This is a genomic window from Paenibacillus sp. FSL R7-269 (genome assembly GCF_000517865.1).
Taxonomy (GTDB): Bacteria; Bacillota; Bacilli; order Paenibacillales; family Paenibacillaceae; genus Paenibacillus_AQ.
The window spans coordinates 24,804-42,079 of record NZ_ASPS01000033.1 but is presented as its reverse complement, the minus strand read 5'-3'; the positions used below and the strand labels follow the sequence as shown (position 1 = coordinate 42,079).

General features: G+C 54.9%; 16 protein-coding genes. 1 reads left to right on the top strand and 15 read right to left on the bottom strand.

Annotated elements, in window-relative coordinates:
• The 12 genes from C162_RS35990 to nifB all read right to left on the bottom strand — a co-directional run.
• The coding region (locus C162_RS35990; protein WP_200869213.1) for a hypothetical protein at nucleotides 1-350 on the bottom strand (350 nt) is incomplete at its 3' end.
• A gap of 515 nt (nucleotides 351-865) precedes the next feature.
• Entirely contained in the window at nucleotides 866-1,636 is a 771-nt protein-coding gene (locus C162_RS17130; protein ID WP_036695776.1) for a Cof-type HAD-IIB family hydrolase, read from the bottom strand.
• 202 nt (nucleotides 1,637-1,838) lie between these two features.
• Entirely contained in the window at nucleotides 1,839-2,981 is a 1,143-nt protein-coding gene (locus tag C162_RS17125) for a homocitrate synthase/isopropylmalate synthase family protein (protein WP_036695774.1), read from the bottom strand.
• Nucleotides 2,978-3,730: a HesA/MoeB/ThiF family protein gene (locus C162_RS17120; protein ID WP_036695772.1), complete on the bottom strand. Its 753-nt coding sequence runs from the start codon at nucleotides 3,728-3,730 to the stop codon at nucleotides 2,978-2,980. Before C162_RS17120 ends, C162_RS17125 begins: the two co-directional genes overlap by 4 nt.
• 35 nt (nucleotides 3,731-3,765) lie before the next feature.
• Entirely contained in the window at nucleotides 3,766-4,332 is a 567-nt protein-coding gene (locus C162_RS17115) for a DUF269 domain-containing protein (RefSeq protein ID WP_036695761.1), read from the bottom strand.
• Nucleotides 4,316-4,726, bottom strand: a complete 411-nt coding sequence (gene nifX, locus C162_RS17110; RefSeq protein ID WP_036695758.1) for a nitrogen fixation protein NifX — start codon at nucleotides 4,724-4,726, stop codon at nucleotides 4,316-4,318. The genes C162_RS17115 and nifX overlap by 17 nt, the downstream gene beginning before the upstream one ends.
• Nucleotides 4,701-6,029, bottom strand: coding sequence for a nitrogenase iron-molybdenum cofactor biosynthesis protein NifN (nifN, locus tag C162_RS17105; RefSeq protein WP_036695756.1), 1,329 nt, complete (start codon nucleotides 6,027-6,029; stop codon nucleotides 4,701-4,703). The genes nifX and nifN overlap by 26 nt, the downstream gene beginning before the upstream one ends.
• Nucleotides 6,019-7,383 carry a nitrogenase iron-molybdenum cofactor biosynthesis protein NifE gene (gene nifE / locus C162_RS17100; RefSeq protein WP_036695754.1) on the bottom strand — a complete coding sequence of 455 codons (1,365 nt, stop codon included), beginning with the start codon at nucleotides 7,381-7,383 and terminating at the stop codon, nucleotides 6,019-6,021. Before nifE ends, nifN begins: the two co-directional genes overlap by 11 nt.
• A 215-nt stretch (nucleotides 7,384-7,598) precedes the next feature.
• Nucleotides 7,599-9,158 carry a nitrogenase molybdenum-iron protein subunit beta gene (gene nifK, locus C162_RS17095; protein WP_036695752.1) on the bottom strand — a complete coding sequence of 520 codons (1,560 nt, stop codon included), beginning with the start codon at nucleotides 9,156-9,158 and terminating at the stop codon, nucleotides 7,599-7,601.
• Nucleotides 9,155-10,612 carry a nitrogenase molybdenum-iron protein alpha chain gene (gene nifD, locus C162_RS17090; RefSeq protein ID WP_036695747.1) on the bottom strand — a complete coding sequence of 486 codons (1,458 nt, stop codon included), beginning with the start codon at nucleotides 10,610-10,612 and terminating at the stop codon, nucleotides 9,155-9,157. The genes nifK and nifD overlap by 4 nt, the downstream gene beginning before the upstream one ends.
• Nucleotides 10,613-10,645: 33 nt before the next feature.
• Nucleotides 10,646-11,512 carry a nitrogenase iron protein gene (gene nifH, locus C162_RS17085; RefSeq protein ID WP_036695744.1) on the bottom strand — a complete coding sequence of 289 codons (867 nt, stop codon included), beginning with the start codon at nucleotides 11,510-11,512 and terminating at the stop codon, nucleotides 10,646-10,648.
• A gap of 6 nt (nucleotides 11,513-11,518) precedes the next feature.
• Complete coding sequence (gene nifB / locus C162_RS17080; protein ID WP_036695742.1) at nucleotides 11,519-12,886, bottom strand: nitrogenase cofactor biosynthesis protein NifB; 1,368 nt, start codon at nucleotides 12,884-12,886, stop codon at nucleotides 11,519-11,521.
• Nucleotides 12,887-13,557: 671 nt separating this feature from the next.
• Between nifB and C162_RS17075 the strand changes: the two genes are divergently transcribed.
• On the top strand, nucleotides 13,558-14,385 hold the full coding sequence (locus C162_RS17075; protein ID WP_036695740.1) for a TerC family protein: 828 nt from the start codon (nucleotides 13,558-13,560) through the stop codon (nucleotides 14,383-14,385).
• A 137-nt stretch (nucleotides 14,386-14,522) separates the two neighbouring features.
• Here the strand turns inward: C162_RS17075 and C162_RS17070 are convergent, their stop codons facing one another.
• The 3 genes from C162_RS17070 to C162_RS17060 are packed head-to-tail and all read right to left on the bottom strand — an operon-like array spanning nucleotide 14,523 to nucleotide 17,030.
• Nucleotides 14,523-15,275 carry an ABC transporter permease gene (locus C162_RS17070; RefSeq protein WP_036695734.1) on the bottom strand — a complete coding sequence of 251 codons (753 nt, stop codon included), beginning with the start codon at nucleotides 15,273-15,275 and terminating at the stop codon, nucleotides 14,523-14,525.
• Nucleotides 15,269-16,051, bottom strand: coding sequence for an ABC transporter ATP-binding protein (locus tag C162_RS17065; RefSeq protein ID WP_036695729.1), 783 nt, complete (start codon nucleotides 16,049-16,051; stop codon nucleotides 15,269-15,271). Before C162_RS17065 ends, C162_RS17070 begins: the two co-directional genes overlap by 7 nt.
• A complete protein-coding gene (locus tag C162_RS17060; protein ID WP_036695727.1) occupies nucleotides 16,032-17,030 on the bottom strand; it encodes an ABC transporter substrate-binding protein in 999 nt (332 codons plus the stop codon). Before C162_RS17060 ends, C162_RS17065 begins: the two co-directional genes overlap by 20 nt.
• Nucleotides 17,031-17,276: the final 246 nt, after the last annotated feature.

Below are 17,276 nucleotides of genomic sequence, written 5' to 3'. Positions count from 1 at the left end.
GCCCCGGCAGGCCCCGCCGGGCCTGCCGGACCGATGCCGCCTAGCGCCCCGGCGGCCCCTAACGCTCCGGCTGTGCCCGCTGCTCCCAGTGCGCCTTGTGCTCCTGCTGCTCCCAGCGCTCCTGCTGCTCCGGCTGCCCCCAGAAGCCCTGCAGCCCCGGCGGCTCCACGGGCACCTGCTGCTCCGGCCGCTCCGCCTGCTCCTGCTGCTCCCAGTGCTCCCGCTGCTCCGGCCGCTCCCAGCGCTCCCGCTGCTCCCAAGGCTCCCGCTGCTCCGGCCGCTCCCAGCGCTCCGGCGGCTCCCGCTGCCCCCGCTGCTCCCAAGGCTTCTACTGCTCCAGCCGCCTCCAAGGCTCCTGCTGCTCCTGCTGCTCCCAAAGCACCTAATGGAATATTAACGCGGACAATTTGCTTTTTGACAATAATCTTCTTGCAGTTGCATTTGTTGTCCTTCCGTTTTCTCGCGGGACGTTTCGCTCTTGGCAGAGGGCATCCTGCATGTTCCTCTGTGCAACTCCGTTTTTTCCTCTTTTGTTCCATACTCCCCATATCCCTCACCTCCTATAGACTCTATGTATCCTACTCCATACACCCAAGAGGGGCATGGACATTTATCCCGTAGGCATATATTTATTTTGGGTAAACCGGCCTGCGATTGCCCCAGTGATCATATTTGATCACAGTTCGTCTACTTCTGCTGTATGGAGTGCAATGGAACCCGTTCAAAATGCAAAAAAAGTATTCGATTGCATAAACTGCAACCGAATACTCGTCTAAGCTTTACTGCTCCGGGCAACGCCCCTGGAGGTAAAAATATCCTCTTCGAGAGTTCAATGAAATGAGACATAGCAACCGAGTTCTCCTGCCTACAGCAGCCCGACCATCTTCAAGCCTTCATAGATGCCGTCCTCACGGACAGACTTCGTAATGAAGGAGGCGGCCGCCTTCGCTGCCGTCTCGCCGTTGCCCATGGCAATGCCATACCCGACATACCCCAGCATCTCCACATCATTCAGGCCATCGCCAAAAGCATAGACCTCTTCCTTCTCCACCCCGATCACCTTCAGCATCTCCGCGATCCCGTTCGCTTTGGAGCCGTTGCCGGGCAGCACATCCATACACAGCGGGTGCCAGCGGATGAAATTCAGCTCCGGGTACCGCCCGGCGTAGACCACCTGACTCTCCTGCGGACAGAAGATCATCGCCTGGTAAATGTCATTCTTCAGAAAATATCCCGCATCATGCGTTGGAAATACCAGCTTCAGCGAACCGACGCTCGTATTGATGTACTCATGATCGGCCACATTCACTCTCATGCCCGCCGTATCTGTATACGCAACAGGGTGATCCAGCTTCTCCGCGAACAAGGTCAGCTCCTCCAGCACGCTGGTCGCAATCGGGTTCTTGTACACTGGCTTCCCTTCATAGACCACATACTGCCCGTTCAGCGAGACATACGAGTCAATCCCCAGCTCCTCGCGCAGCCCCTCGAACATATAATCCGCTCTTCCGGTAGCAATCGCTACATGGTGCCCGCGTCTCTTCAGCTCCGCTATTGCTTCTCTGGTGGAAGCCGGAATATTCTTGTCTTCATCATAGATCGTACCGTCAATATCGAAAAATACCGTTTTCTTCAAAGTGATGCCTTCCCTTCTCACATACGCTCTGCCTATTTACAGCCTGCTCAAATTGTAACAAAATCCTCCGTCAAAGTGGAGTCTATTCTCCCGGGCACCCTGCCAGACCAGGATATCATCAGCCGTTGTATTCCAAAAAAAGCTGCGCCGCACTCCACATGGAGGACAGCCCAGCTTAAGCATCCGCATATTTAAAAATATATTATACCGCGTTCTGCGCGCGCTGCTGCTCTTCCATCAGCCACTGCAGGAGCATGACTTCCGGCACAGTGCCCTTGCGGGCCTCAGCGTAGGCCCGGACCCTCTCCAGCAGACGGCCGGCCGTCTCGGCGCTGACCGCAAGTCCCAGCTGCTCCAGCACATGAGCCACGCCGCCGCTGCCGGAATGCTTGCCCAGCACGAAGCGGTGCGCCCGTCCAACCACCGCCGGATCGAAGAACTGATACGTCTCCTGCTCCTTCATCAGCCCGTCCACATGAATCCCGGATTCATGGGTGAAGGCGAGCTGCCCTACGACCGGCTTCGCATCACCGACACTGCGGCCGGATGCGGCAATGACCTTGTCCGCGAGGCCCTGGAGCCCCTCCAGCCGGACCGCACATTCCCCGCCGTACAAATAGCGCCAGGCCATGGCAACTTCCTCCATGGCCGCATTGCCGGTCCTCTCGCCGATCCCGGCCACCGTCGTACTGGCCCACACCGCTCCGGCCGCTATGCCGCTGAGTGTGTTCGCGCAGGCCAGCCCGAAGTCATTATGGCAGTGCACCTCCAGCTCCACATCCACAGGCACTTCTCCCAGCAGCCGGCTTACCCGCTCTGCCATCTGGCCCGGATGATGGGCCGAGACGGTATCTGCATACCTGAACCTGCGGATGCCTTCCTTGTATAAGGTATTCACCAATTCAATCAGGAAGCTCAACTCCGCTCTGGAGGAATCCTCCATGCCTGCCGATACGGTCATGCCCTGCCTCAGCCCGTACTCCACGGTACGCAGCAGCTTGTTCAGACCTTCCCGGGGCGTCAGCCCCAGCTTGCCCTGCAGCTGAATCTCCGACACTGGAATGGAGATATGGCTCCAGTTCACGCCGGTAGCCTTGGCCTTGTCAATATCCGCGGGGACCGAGCGGTTCCATGTCATTAGCTTCATGGGCAATCCCAGCTCAGCAACAGCGGCAATATCCTCCTGCTCCCGCTTGCCCATGGCAGGAATGCCTACCTCTGCCTGCTCTACTCCGCTCTCCGACAGCAACTTTGCGATTTCCAGCTTTTCCGCCCTCGTGAATGAAACTCCAGCCGCCTGTTCACCATCCCTGAGTGTCGTGTCACATAGCTTGAGACGTTTCACGGTTTACCTCCCTCTCCGCAGCAAGCGCAATTCGGATTACGGGCAATACGGACGCTATAACAGGCGAAGTCGAGTGAGCTGAAGCGATGCATTACGCCCGCGTAAGTTGTCCCTACCCCTGTAATCCATTTTACGGCCTCCAGCGCTGCCAGACAACCGGCAATCCCGGAGGTGGCGCCCAGCACCGGGAAACCGAGCGGCTCCCACTGCGGCGGCAACTCAGGATACAGGCATTCGAGGCAAGGCGTAAGTCCGGGAATCACTGTAGTGAGCGATATTTCAAAGCCATACATGGCTGCCTCCACCATCGGTGTATTCGTATCCACACACAGCCGGTTCAGCGCATAACGCTCCGGGAAGTCGTAGCGGGCATCGATGACAATATCGGCTGCTTCTACCCAAGGCCATGCCGCAGGATATTCAATTCTGGAATTATAGCCTTCAATCTCAACATGCGGATTCAGCTGCTTCAGCCGGGCAATCGCCGTACTCATCCGCTCCTGGCCCAGATGCTCACTGTCCATCAGAATCTGCCGGTTCAGATCCGGGGCCACAATCACCCCCTCATGAGCCAGAATAAGCCGGCCCACGCCAGCCGCCGCCAAATAGAGGGCAGCCGTTCCGCCAAGCCCGCCGATTCCGGCCACCATAACTGTCGCTTCCTTCAGCGCCTTCTGCCCGTCTTCTCCGAGCAGCTTCAGCTGCCGGGTGTACCGTTCCAGCTCCAAACCTCCGGCAAGCTGCTCCATTCCTGACTCCCCCTGTGACTGAATTCGTATACTCCCTAGCCCTCCAGGCTAAGCAGGCCGTGCACTGAAGTCATCTCCGTATATTTCTCCAGAAAAGCCATTCCTTCTTCAATACACTCCACCCCGTACGAAATCGTCTTCTCAGCCGAAGTGAACGGGAAGGGAAAGCCGGCCCTCAGGCTCTTAAGCACCACAATGACTCTGCCGCTGTAGAGCAGCCCCCGGCCGAAGCCCTCACCGTTAATCTCTGCTGTACTCTGAATCATAAGGCCGCATCTCTCCTCCATAACGCCTGCCATGGCCTGGAACAGCAGTGGCACCTGCTGGCGGACCTTGGGCGACACCGCACAATTGAATTCCGATTGATCCTTATCCCCGGCCGATGCCAGGAACAGCTTCGCGATCTTCTCCAGCGGAGGAAGGCTGCTGTTACGTCCGAAAAAGTCTCCGGCATCCAGCAGATGACACAGACGTCGGATCAGGGCATCTGCGGTCTCCGGGTTCAGCTCCTTGCGTACTCTGGGACTGCGCTGCCTTGCCGCCGCAGCTCCCGGAATCACCATACCCTGCAGCGCCGCACTCTCATTAGCCATGGGTTCCATCCGCTTCTCCTCCTTCATTCTCTTCCGCTTCCTCTGCCCGCAGTACCTTGGCCAGCCACATCGGCGGCTTGCCCTGAAGCATCTCGACCAGCCGCTTCAGTTGCTCCTCGATAGGGCTGCCCAGCGGAACCTTCACCGGCATAATCTTCCGGCGAGTTACCCGTGCAGCGGCCGATGCGCCGATCTGCATGATGAAGATCAGAGTACAGTCGCCTACAGAATCCAGGCGGCTTTCGATTTTGCCAGCTTCATCCTGGTTCGGTACGGCAGACAGTCTGCGCAGTTCCACCAGCTCGGCCCCGGCTTTCGTTACATTATATACAGCGAACATCGGACTCTGTCCGAAATGCGCATTCACACGGCTTCCATCATCTGTGGCGAACGCTACTTTCACGGCTGCCTGCCTCCCTTTGCATTAACAGATTCCCTGCTTTATTACTCCATTCCATGGCTCCCCGGTACCCGGCCGAGACGGACATGTAAGCGCCAAGCTCATTCCAGACCGGGAACCCGGCCGGCATGAAAGCGGCACCCGTCCGCTGTGCCCCGGCAATCCCGTGGGAATTGCTGATCCAGAGATCCGCCCCCTTGCCCAGCACCTCGGCATCATCCAAATCACCCACCCACACCTCGCGCTCCATTCCCGCAATGAGCGGGGTCTCGAACGAAGTGATCAGCGCCCTCTGCTCTACGCCCAGCTCCTCCAGCCATCCCGAGACCGAATGCAGATGATCCGGTTCCAGTGCGGCAACAACCGACATTCCGGCAAATTGAAAATGCGCGTCCAGCATGCTGTCGAGCAGATTCTCCCGCTGCCAGCAATACCGCAGCGGCACCGGCTCCCCGCTGATCTGATGCAGGAAATGCAGCAGTTCATCGGTTGCTTTAAGCCCCATCGCCCCCTCGAATACCTTATACGGGGTGCCTATGGCATTGTGCAGCCGTCTGGCCGGACGCTCCATGCTGCCGCCCACGGCAATCGTCAGCCCGGACTGCAGGCTCTGGAGCATAGAGTCCAGCGGAACCCCGCCGCGCGTCAGCGGCGAGAAGCCGGTAAGCAGATGGCCGGACAAGGAGGTCGAGATATCCGGCAGCGCAATCACCTCGAAGCCGAAGGAGGAGATGATCTCCTTCAGCTCCATCACATCGGCCGGGGTTAAGAACGAGCCCGGCAGCAGCGTAATCTGCCGGGTATTCACGCTTCTTTGCCCCCGGTGTCCTACCTGCTGGATCATCTCGTCAATCATAGACTCCACCGTAGAGCTGAAGCCCGATTCCAGCGATCCGCGAAAATCAGGCAGCACCACGGAGAAGGCGAGACCTCCGCGCATATTCCGCTCTCTTTTATACGTCTTAAGCATGTTCTGATAATCCACACCGGCTACATCCGTCAATTCCGTCCCAATGATGCCGATAATATCCGGGCGGTGCTTGCTCAGCACCAGATTCAGCGCCTCCTCCAGATTGCGGTTGGCATCGAAGATGACATCCATCTCCTGCAGCGCCGAGGTCTGCACAGCAATCGGTTCCCGGAAATGACGGGTCAGGAGCGCCTTCGGAAAAGCGGAGCAGCCCTGGGAGCCGTGAATCAGCGGCATGGCCCGATAGCAGCCCTGCAAGGCCAGTACGGCACCCAGCGACTGCCCGATCTTCATCGGGTTAACCGATGCGGGCTTTTTTCTCCGGTTAACGGTCATAGGGTGGCGCCTCCTTATCCCAGGGAGCAGGGCTTGCCGCCAGCTTCCAGATCGGGTTCGCAAGTGAATAGGTCAGCTCTTTGGCCAGCCGCAGCAGCCCTTCATATCCGGCATACGCTTTGTGGCGCTCCTGATTAATATCAATGAAGGGAATCTGCTCTTTCATCGCCACATACATATTGCGGCCGCCGGCAATCATAATATCCGCCTTGCGCTCTCTTACCGTCTTGATAATCCGGCTGGCCCCGCCCTCGGGAATGTATTCCGTATCATCGCCCACGCGGTCGGCAATCCGCCGCACATCATCCTCCGTGCTTTTGTTCGTGCCTACCCCGACGACCTGAACGCCCAGCTCCTTCAGGGCCGAGATGACAGACCAGCTTTTGACCCCGCCCGTATAGAGCACAGCCCGCTTCCCCCTCAGCAGCTTGCGGTAAGGCCGCAGCTCCTGGCTTAACCTGGCTTCCTCCCGCTCGGTGAGCCGGTCCACACGCCGCTCCATCTCCCGGTCATTCATCAGATAGGCCATCTGGCGCAGTGAGTAGGTCGTCTCCTTCGCACCATAGAACGAGCCTTCGAAATACGGGATGCCGTATCTTGACTCCATCTCCTTGGCAAGGCCGAGCAGCGCCCGGCTGCAGACCACCATATTCACTCTCGCCCGGTGCGCCCACGTAATCTCCTTATAGCGGGCATCCCCCGTAATCCGTGAGGTTACGGCGATCCCGGCGCTGTTCATCAGCTTCTCAATATCCCACATCTCACCGGCAATATTGTACTCCCCGATCAGATTAACCCCGAGATCCGTCTCCGGCTCCGGCTCTCCCGTCCCGATGACATACTGCAGCAGCGCATCCCCCGCCAGCCGGTTCCCGAGATTCTTGCTCCCGACGAAGCCGGGGCTGTTCACCGGGATCACAGGAATCCCGAGCCGGTCCGCCGCCTCTTTGCAGACCGCATCCATATCTTCGCCGATTAGCGCGGTCACGCAGGTTGAATATACAAATATTGCCGGAGGCGCAAAGCGCCCGGCAATATAATCAATGCTGTCCTTCAATTTCTTCTCGCCGCCAAAAATAATATCAGAATCCGTAAGATCCGTAGCGAAGCCGTATTGGGACAGGGAGGGGCCGCTGGATAACGTGCCTCTGCTCTCCCAGCTGTTTCCGGCGCAGGCAATCGGTCCATGAACCAGATGCGCAGCATCCATAATCGGCAGCAGCGTGATCTGGGCTCCGTCGAAGGAGCAGCCTCCAGCAGCTTCGCCCGGCTTGGGCCTTGGACAGGGCTTCGCCTTAGGCGCTATGCTCCCGCAAGCCTGGGAATCAAATTCATCTTGCCGTAAAGGGTCCATCGGCTCTTCATCTCCTTCGCTTGAGAGGCTTGTGTTCCATACGAATCTTGCGTACTTCCTGATGAGGCAGGTGCCCATGATGGCAAGAATCCCGGCCCTTCGCCGCCCTTTCCGGATGAAGTGCAGCCGCAACAACCGCTGCTGCATATTCCGGGGGGGAGGAGAAGGCCAGGTTAGCAATCCAGTCCTTTTATAATGGCTAAAGACAAGCGGCTCTAGCGCACCAGCTCAAAATTAAAGCCGGAGTTATGATCATCAAGCTGCTGCAGAATCGTGTTCACGATCAGGCTGAGCAGATTGAGTGTTCCCTGATATCCGATAATCGGATAACGGTGCATGTGATGGCGGTCGAAGATCGGGAAGCCGACCCGCACTAGCGGCACCTCCGCATCCTTGGCGGCAAATTTCAGATGGGAGCTGCCAATCGCCAGATCCACCTTGTCATTCAGCAGCAGCGAGCGCATATGCCACAGGTCTTTGCCGACATGCACAGTAGCTTCGGTGCCATACGGACTTGCTGCCAGCAGCGCTTCGGCCTCATCCTTGAACTTCACTTCATTGAAGTCCACATCACCATTCGAGCAGATAATATGCACCGGCTCCATCCCGGTCTCCAGGCAGAATCCGATCAGGCCAATAAGCAGATCGGGGTCGCCTACCAGCGCTACCCGCTTGCCATGCAGGTAAGGGTGACTGTCCATCAGTGCATCCACGACACGGCCGCGTTCTTCCGTGAGCATTGCTGGAACCGGGAGGCCGGTCAGCTCACTGATCGTAGCCAGCAGAGTATCTGTGCCCTTAATGCCCAGCGGCGTGGATAACGCTGCCAGCTGCTGGTTCCAGGTACCGCTGATATATTCCTGGGTCTTCTTCAGCGTATACTTTTGCAGGGACAGGGTTGCAAGCGCATTGGCTGCCTGCGGAACATCCGCCAGCTTCGTGCCGCCGTAGTAGTATTCATACTCTCCGGTTGCCGGTGAATCGTAGTTCCCGCTATGGTCTCCAAGTATGGTGTACTTGGTATCGAAGGCTCCCAGAATCTTGCGCAGCTCTGCGAAGTTGCCGGTGTACGGCTCAAAGCCCAGCATCACATTCAGCTTCTCTCCGCTCTCCGCCCCGCTTCCCGGCTTGCTCTCGATACCCGAACGGGTGTAGAGGTAGCTCAGGATACCCTTGATCATGGCATCGTAGCCAGTGATATGTGAGCCGACGAAGCTCGGGGTGTTGCAGTAGGCTACCGGATATTCCTCACTGATTACCCCTTTAATCCGGGCATTGCCGATAAAAGAGTTCAGGTCATCCCCGATGACCTCAGCCATACAGGTGGTACAAATCGCAACCATCTCCGGTTTGTACAAGGCGACACTGTTCTCCAGACCGTCAATCAGGTTGTTCATCCCGCCGAATACGGCTGCATCCTCTGTCATGGATGTGGACACGGACGGCGTAGGCTCCTTGAAGTGGCGGCTGAGATGGCTGCGGAAGTAGGCGTTGCAGCCCTGCGACCCGTGTACAAACGGCAGCGTCTTCTCGAACCCGAGTGCGGCCATGACCGAACCCAGCGGCTGGCAGGCTTTATGCGGATTGATCACCACATTCTGGCGGCTGAAATTCTTCTCCATATATTCGGCAGACTTGGAATAAGCGAGTGCTTCGGCGGTCTCCTGCTCGCTGCAGGGCGCTTCGAACTGCTTCTTGTTCTCCCGCTGCTGCACATAACGTTCTTCTTTGAACAAGCTGGTATTATCTTTAATGTTCAGTTCATCCCTGCTCATACGCCCGCCTCCTTCGGCTCCATTGTTCCTCGTCTGCTTACCAGATCCCATACCGGGCTGTTCACAGTCATATCCATATCCTTCGCAAACACCTTAAAGCCGTCGAAGCCGTGATACGGGCCGCTATAATCCCAGGAATGCATCTGACGGAACGGCACACCCATTTTGTGATAGACATATTTCTCCTTCACGCCTGAGCCTACCAGATCAATGTTCATCTTCTTCGTAATTTCTTCCAGCTCGTAAGCTGTAGGATCATCCATGACGATGGTTCCTTCCGCAAGCATCGGGAGCATCTTCTCATAGTCATCCTTGTGGGCGAATTCATAACCGGAGGCTACGATATCCATCCCCAGATCTTCATAAGCTCCGATGGTATGGCGGGAACGCAGGCCCCCGATCATCAGCATGACGGTCTTATTTTCCAGACGCGGTCTGTATTTGCGGATCACTGCATCCATAACCGGCTTGTATCTGGCGATCATCTGCTCGCAATTCTCCTGAATCGTAGCATCGAAAAGTGCTGCAATCGCCCGCAGGCTCTCATATGTCTTCGTAGGCCCGAAGAAATTATATTCCAGCCATGGGATGCCGTAGGCCTTCTCCATATGGTCCACCATATAGTTCATGGAGCGGTGGCAGTGGATCAGGTTCAGCTTCGCTTTGTGGGCTACCTCCAGTTCGTTCAGAGAGCCGTCACCGGACCACTGGGCAATAACGCGCAGGCCCATCTCTTCCAGCAGAATGCGGGAGGCCCAGGCGTCGCCGCCAATGTTATAGTCGCCGATGATATTCACATCGTAGGGACCAGTCTCCGCCAGCTCGGCACGGCCCATCACGAAGTCACGGATCGCATCGTTCGCTATATGATGGCCCAGCGACTGGCTGACCCCGCGGAAGCCTTCGCAGCGTACCGGAACAATCGGCATCGCAAGCTCCTTGGACATCTTCTTCGACACCGCTTCGATATCATCGCCGATCAGGCCGACCGGACATTCCGACTGGACAGAGATCCCCTTTGCCAGCGGGAACATCTCGGTAATCTCACGCATAATGACGGCCAGCTTCTTATCCCCGCCGAACACGATATCCGTCTCCTGAAAATCACTGGTAATCTGCATCGCCGTAAAGTTATCGATGCCAAGCGTCCCATTCGCAAAATTACGGCGTGAGCCCCAGCTATACTGTCCGCAGCCCACCGGCCCGTGACTGATATGGACCATATCCTTGATTGGGCCCCAGACCACCCCTTTGGAGCCGGCATAGGCGCAGCCGCGCGGGGTCATGACACCCGGACGGGATTTGATATTGGACTTCACCGCACAGGTGCTGCAATCAATGGCCTTTTCATCCGCCACCTGAAAATGCTTCTCGCGGTCCTTCCGCGCCTTTTTGGGATAGGCTTCCAGAATCTCCTCAACCAGCTTCTGATTCTCTTCAATACTCAGTCCCATGATTTGACCCTCCTTTTCTCTTCGCCTCAGAGCTTATTGCCCGGAAGCCTGCAGCTTCTTGATCGCAGCTTCTTCATCTTCAATGATGCCGAATTCCATCAGCAGCTCTTCCAGCTCTTCCATCGAGATCGGGGTAGGGATGGTCAGCATTTTGTTATTGAGGATTTTCTCGGCCAGTATTTCATATTCTTTGGCCTGCTGGTGTTCAGGGTTATATTGGGCTACGGTCATTCTGCGCAGCTCGGCATGCTGAACGATGTTGTCGCGGGGAACAAAGTGAATCATCTGTGTGTTCAGACGGCGGGCCAGCTCCATAATCAGCTCATCCTCACGGTCTGTATTCCGGCTGTTACAGATCAGGCCTCCGAGTCTCACACCGCCGCTGGTCGCATATTTCAGGATACCGCGGGCGATATTGTTCGCTGCGTACATCGCCATCATCTCGCCGGAGCAGACGATATAGATCTCCTGGGCCTTGCCCTCACGGATCGGCATGGCGAATCCGCCGCATACCACGTCACCCAGTACGTCATAGGAGACGAAATCCAGATCCTGATAGGCGCCCTCCTGCTCCAGGAAGTTAATCGCAGTGATAATCCCGCGTCCTGCGCAGCCTACCCCCGGTTCCGGTCCGCCGCACTCTACGTTGATAATGTCGCCGAAGCCTGTCTGCAGCACATCTTCAAGCTCCAGGTCCTCTACGGAGCCAAGCTCAGCCGCCAGTTCCAGCACGGAGTTCTGGGCTTTGGTATTCAGGATCAGACGAGTGGAATCCGCCTTCGGGTCACAGCCTACGATCATGACTCTTTGTTCGAATTTGGTGGCCAGCTGAGCCAGGGTGTTTTGTGAAGTTGTCGATTTACCGATACCGCCTTTACCGTAGAAAGCTATTTGTCTCATTGTTCATCATCCCTTCGAAATGTTTATATTTTCAAAATAAGAGCTGTACTTCACGCTTTCGAGAATGGCTTCCTGAATGCCGCCTTTGCGGACAAGAGGCAGGACACCGATTTTGTTCAGGCTGGCCCTTGGGGCCTCTCCGATGCCGGAGCAGAGAAGAATGCGGCAGTCACTTAGAATCGATATAATTTCTTGCAGTGTAGCTGCTTTGTCACCGTTACAATCGGCCTTGCCATGGCAATAGGCTTGGATCTTGCGGACACCCAGAAGCTGTACATCCGTTCCGTCGGTGTCGTAGACCAGGAACTCAGTGGCATGACCGAAATGCTGATTCACCTTGTCGCCGCCTCTGGTGGCAACCGCGACCCGTGTCTTCGGCCCTCCGGCCTGAATGCGTCTGGCCTGTTTGGCTAAGACTCGCTCGCGGATCTTGGTGTCCAGCTCACTCTGAAACATCGCCCGGGCTTCTTCATTAATGACCGGTTCAGCCTCCATCGCTTCGAGCGGGAAATCGGGATTGCGGTCCTGGCCCAGCAGCCCGATCGCATCGGCCCGGCATTGCCGGCAGTGACGCATAACCTTCATCCCCCCGCGGCCCAGCTGCTCCTGCAAATTAAGCAATTCTTTGGGACGGGGCGCCTTGCGGCCATCCGCTTCATACTGGCTGCCTGGTGCGATAATAAGAGGTGTTACATTGTGTAGCGTAGCCCCGAGCTCTTTTACCCGCGCTGACACTGCAGTCAGATGATGATCGTTAACCCCCGGAATCATAATGGAATTCACTTTAACCAGAATCCCCAGCTTCGCCAGCATTTCAAGTCCCAGTAATTGACGGCTGATCAGCAGCTCGGCTGCCTCTCTGCCTTCGTACCGGACCCCTTCATCGAACACCCAGGGATAAATCGCCTGGCCGACATCAGGGTCGATAGCATTGATGGTGATCGTGACATGGCGGATGCCCAGCTCCATAATCTCATCCACATGCCGGTACAGCGTGAGTCCGTTAGTGCTGAGACAGAGGGAGACATCAGGCACATGCTTCCTGACCCGGGCGAAGGTATCGAAGGTCTGCTCCGGGTTCGCCAACGGATCTCCCGGTCCGGCTACACCCACTACCGAGAGCTGCATCAGTTGGGCCGCAACTCCCCGTACCTTGCGTTCCGCCTGCTCCGGAGTAAGCACCTCACTAACCACGCCCGGCCTGCTCTCATTCACACAGTCGAACTTGCGGTTACAGTAATTGCACTGGATGTTACAGGCGGGAGCAACCGGGATGTGCATCCGGGCATAAAACCGGTGAGCCTCCTCGCTGTAGCAAGGGTGGCGGCTAATCTCCTCCTCCGCTTCACTTGATAGACATGACGGCTGCATCATTTCCCACCTCCTAAAAGTTTTACGGAGCATTTGCTCCTTGAAACCACTTCGCAGTAAAACTCGCTTCGGAAGCATCTGCTTAAGTTTTGTAAGCGAAGCCTATCTACTTTTTTTCCTATGCGACGGTTCAAATGGCCTTTGGTATGGTTAATGTCATTTTAACTAACACTTCCTTTACTTGGCCGCTTTAATTAGTCTCATCATATTTTCATTACCGGGGATCGTCAATTAGTCCAACGTTTATTTCGCCCTTTATTTCCTTTTGTTTGCAGTTTCGCCATATGATATGTCAACTTATATGACTCACACTTATCATGTTTCCGTTTTCAGGCCTGTCATTTTCTATTGATATTTGTTCTCAAAAGGCATTGACAACGCCTCTCAACTCGGATATGATACTTTTAGCCAGAAACGAATCACCTAAAATTTCATATAATCCCGTAAAGGGGAGTAGCTGTTAGATAAAATCGTCAATACGAGAATATGAGGATATTCTCCGGTTTTATCGGCAATAAATTTTTGTTAGCGAGACCTTTACCAACCAGGTTACCTTTATTCCAAAGGCTAATCTGTTTGGTAAAGGTCTTTTTTATATAGTTTTGGTTACAATAGTTGTATCATGGGTATTTTTACTCAAAAAAGCAGCTAAACCACATGAGGAGGAAACAGCAATGGATTGGGGATTATTATTAGAATACGGATGGGTATTGCTCGTTCTCGTAGCACTGGAAGGGCTGCTTGCCGCAGACAACGCACTTGTACTAGCGATTATGGTTAAACATCTTCCTGATGAGGAACGTAAGAAGGCGTTATTCTACGGATTGGCCGGAGCGTTTGTGTTCCGGTTCGGGTCGCTGTTCGTCATCTCCTACCTGGTGGACATCTGGCAGGTACAAGCCATCGGTGCGCTATATCTGTTATTTATCGCGGGGAATCACATTTTCCGAAAAGTGTTATTCGCTAAGCCGGTCACGGAAGACGCCGCTGAAAGCGGAAGCCCTGGTGCTGTAAATAAGAAGAAAGCCAGCTTCTGGTTCACCGTACTTAAGGTCGAAGTAGCAGATATTGCCTTTGCCGTAGACTCCATCCTCGCAGCCGTAGCCTTGGCCGTTGCTCTTCCTGCCAGTGGTATCCGCAACATCGGCGGCCTCGACGGCGGACAGTTCCTTGTAATCTTCGCGGGCGGCTTCATTGGTCTCGTTATTATGCGGTTCGCTGCTTCCTTCTTCGTTAAGCTGCTTCACACCCGTCCGGGTCTTGAGGTTGCTGCCTTCTTCATCGTCGGCTGGGTAGGGGTTAAGCTCGCTGTTATCACCTTGGCCCACCCTGCTCTGGGTGTATTGTCCGAAGACTTCGCACACAGCACCTGGTGGAAACTGACCTTCTATGTAGTTCTGATCATCATTGCGGCTACAGGCTGGTTCTTGAGCAGTGTCAAGACCGAAGAGAATGTCGGCGAGAATCCGGTCAAGGAAGTCGACAAGCAGCTCGGTAAATAATCTTTATTAGAAAGAAAATATGGTCCATAAAATAAAAGAAATCGCCCCTTGGGATGGATGATGATTTTCCATCTTACCAAAGGGCGATTTCTTTTTGAGTTTTTGAAACTTAGGTGTATCACATCCCGCTTAAACAGCTATCTCCGCCACTTCATGAATCTGTAATCCAGCACATCCACCAGCAGAAATAGCACGAACCCCACCAGACTGAACAGCATAATTCCGGCGTACATCTCAGGGTAGTCCAGCCGCAGCCAGGCATCCATGATAAAGAAGCCCATGCCATGCTCCGTACCGTAGATTTCAGTGAAAAAGAGTATGGAAATCGCTGTACCCAACGATATGCGAATTGTGCTGAGGATCACCGATAAAGCGCCGGGAAGCGTCACATTCCAGAATTTCTGCATCGTGCTGGCACCAATACTCGTCAGGACATCATAAGTACTCTCAGGGATAGCCTTCACACCATCACGTACCGAGATAATGACCTGGAACAGTAGAATCAGCATAATCATCAGCACCTTGGAGGTTTCTCCAAGGCCGAAGAAGAGCATGACTACCGGCAAGAGCGCAATTTTGGGAATCGGATAGGTCAGATAGACGACCGGGTCCAGTACCCGGTTCCAGAAGGGAGAACGGCCCATTAGCAGACCGGCCAGCAGACCTAGCAGCAGAGCCAGCAGCACACCTTCAAAGATCCGCAGCAGACTGTAGCCGACATTCAGCGCCACATCATGGGCCCCCAGCTGAAACATTGCCTTATAGACCGCACACGGGCTAGGCAGAATCGCGTGATTCATGAGCAGATAAGCGACATACCAGACAACATTCATTCCGGCAAAAACGAGCAGCAGGCGCAGCAGGTGAATAAAATGCCGTCGTTTTACCATTTCTCTATCATTACCTTTCGGATTCTCTTGAACTGCATGAAGTATTCATCGCTCTCCCGCTTCTCGGAATGCTTCATGGCAAATATAGCGGCGTTATCAAGAATCTCCGGCGGCTCATGCTGCCCGGGCAGCATGATGATAATCTTCTGTCCCAGGAGAATCGCCTCCTCCACATCGTGGGTAACAAACAGTGTGGTCGCCGGATGCGCCTGCCAGTTGTCGATAAAAATCTGCTGCAGCCCTTCCCGCGTAATGGCATCCAGCGCCGAGAACGGCTCATCCAGCAGCAGAAGGGTCGGCAGAATGGCAAAGGCACGGGCAATGGCCACGCGCTGCTGCTGACCACCGCTCAGCGAGAGCGGAAACCGGCCGGCGAGCTGGGCGATCCCCATGGCTTCGAGCCAATGCATAATTTGCCGGTCCTGCTCCCGTCGATCCTGGCCCGCCCCGCCGGGACGGGCAATCCGCATTGCAATCCGGATATTGCCCTTGACCGTCTTCCAGGGCAGCAGGCCATAATTCTGCGGCACGAGTCCGATCAGCGTCTCCTTCTCATGGACAGATCTGCCATTGAAGAGCAGCTCTCCCTCATAACCGGGCAGCAGGCCGGCAATCGCCCGCAGCAGCGTGGATTTGCCGCTGCCCGAGGGGCCGATCACCGTATAAATCCCGTGCTCCGGCAGGGTCAGGCTCATCTCACCCAGAGCCAGCTGCCCGTTCTGATAAGCTACATGCAGCTGATGAATGCGGAGACCGCTATTTTTTAAACTGGACATCGGAGATCACATCTTCAGCCGATAGCGTTTTGGTCAGCAGTCCTTTTTCACGGGCCCAGGCAAAAGCAGCCTCCACTTCCTTCACATCCACCTGGTTCGCAGGCAGATACTCCGGCACCTTAATCTCATTCTTCAGCGTATCGGGATAGCCCACTTCCTTAATAATCAGGTCGATATATTCCGATTGATCATGTGTCTTCATATAATCGACTGCTTCATCATAAGCAGCGTACATATCGCGAATTCCCTGACCCTTGGCATCAATGGCACTCTGCGGAAAAGCCAGCACAAACGGATTGATCCCCGCACTATGGGTGGAGCTGAGAACGCGCAGACCGGCAGTACGGCCCATGGTTACAAAAGGCTCCGGCAAAACTGCCGCATCCGCCTTATTATTCTTAAGCAGCTCCAGACGCGTTGGAATCTGCGGCACTTCCGTTACGGTAATATCGGCTTCTGTCAGGCCTGCCTGCTTAAGCATCATGGCGGCGGTATATTGGGTCGAGGTATTCTTGGACAGGATTACGGTTTTCCCCTTCAGATCCTTTACCTCTTTCACTTCATCATTTCCGGTCAGCAGGTCGAATTCACCTGTGGTCGTGCTGGTGATTTTCACATCGAGTCCTGCTTCATTATAGATCGAGATCGCCACCAGATCCGCACTGAGGCCATCTACCTTACCCGCCTGAAAAGCCACATCTCGATCCTTCGCGCTCTTGAAGGTCTGGATATCCAGGTTCACATGATGCTTCTGATCAAATCCCTGCTCATGGGCAATAATAAAAGGAATCGCATCGATGGATGGCAGCAGTCCCAGCGATATCGTAACAGCCTCAGCAGGTGCAGCTGCAGCAGCTCCTGTATTTGCATTCTTGGCATTTCCTGCCTGATTTGCGCTACCGCATCCGGCAGCTGTCACGCTGACAGCCGCAGTCAGCACGACCAGCTTCATAAGGTGTTTCCAGTTTCTTGTCTTCATGAATCTTAATTCCCCCATCTCTTATCGGTTACGCTTCATGCGAATTTATTCACATACATAGTACACCCATTGTCCTATTTTGTATATTTATAAATTTAAGTATCAGTTCTCTAATGTCCAATAGGTTCATGGAATTCTTTTTACAGCAGCACCCAATAATGACGCAAATATGCTATAATGACCTGTACCTATTCCCCAGGTATCCCCCCTTCAAGCAGCAGTCCTATTCCTACCCTATCTAAGGAG

Excerpts from the sequence above, each read along its gene's own strand:
- nifK (WP_036695752.1), bottom strand. The coding sequence starts at position 9,158 with ATGAGCAGGGATGAACTGAACATTAAAGATAATACCAGCTTGTTCAAA.
- C162_RS17120 (WP_036695772.1), bottom strand. The coding sequence starts at position 3,730 with ATGGAGCAGCTTGCCGGAGGTTTGGAGCTGGAACGGTACACCCGGCAG.
- C162_RS17065 (WP_036695729.1), bottom strand. The coding sequence starts at position 16,051 with ATGTCCAGTTTAAAAAATAGCGGTCTCCGCATTCATCAGCTGCATGTA.
- nifB (WP_036695742.1), bottom strand. The coding sequence starts at position 12,886 with ATGATGCAGCCGTCATGTCTATCAAGTGAAGCGGAGGAGGAGATTAGC.
- C162_RS17060 (WP_036695727.1), bottom strand. The coding sequence starts at position 17,030 with ATGAAGACAAGAAACTGGAAACACCTTATGAAGCTGGTCGTGCTGACT.
- nifE (WP_036695754.1), bottom strand. The coding sequence starts at position 7,383 with ATGGACCCTTTACGGCAAGATGAATTTGATTCCCAGGCTTGCGGGAGC.
- C162_RS17075 (WP_036695740.1), top strand. The coding sequence starts at position 13,558 with ATGGATTGGGGATTATTATTAGAATACGGATGGGTATTGCTCGTTCTC.
- C162_RS17070 (WP_036695734.1), bottom strand. The coding sequence starts at position 15,275 with ATGGTAAAACGACGGCATTTTATTCACCTGCTGCGCCTGCTGCTCGTT.
- C162_RS17115 (WP_036695761.1), bottom strand. The coding sequence starts at position 4,332 with ATGGAACCCATGGCTAATGAGAGTGCGGCGCTGCAGGGTATGGTGATT.
- nifN (WP_036695756.1), bottom strand. The coding sequence starts at position 6,029 with ATGACCGTTAACCGGAGAAAAAAGCCCGCATCGGTTAACCCGATGAAG.
- nifH (WP_036695744.1), bottom strand. The coding sequence starts at position 11,512 with ATGAGACAAATAGCTTTCTACGGTAAAGGCGGTATCGGTAAATCGACA.
- nifD (WP_036695747.1), bottom strand. The coding sequence starts at position 10,612 with ATGGGACTGAGTATTGAAGAGAATCAGAAGCTGGTTGAGGAGATTCTG.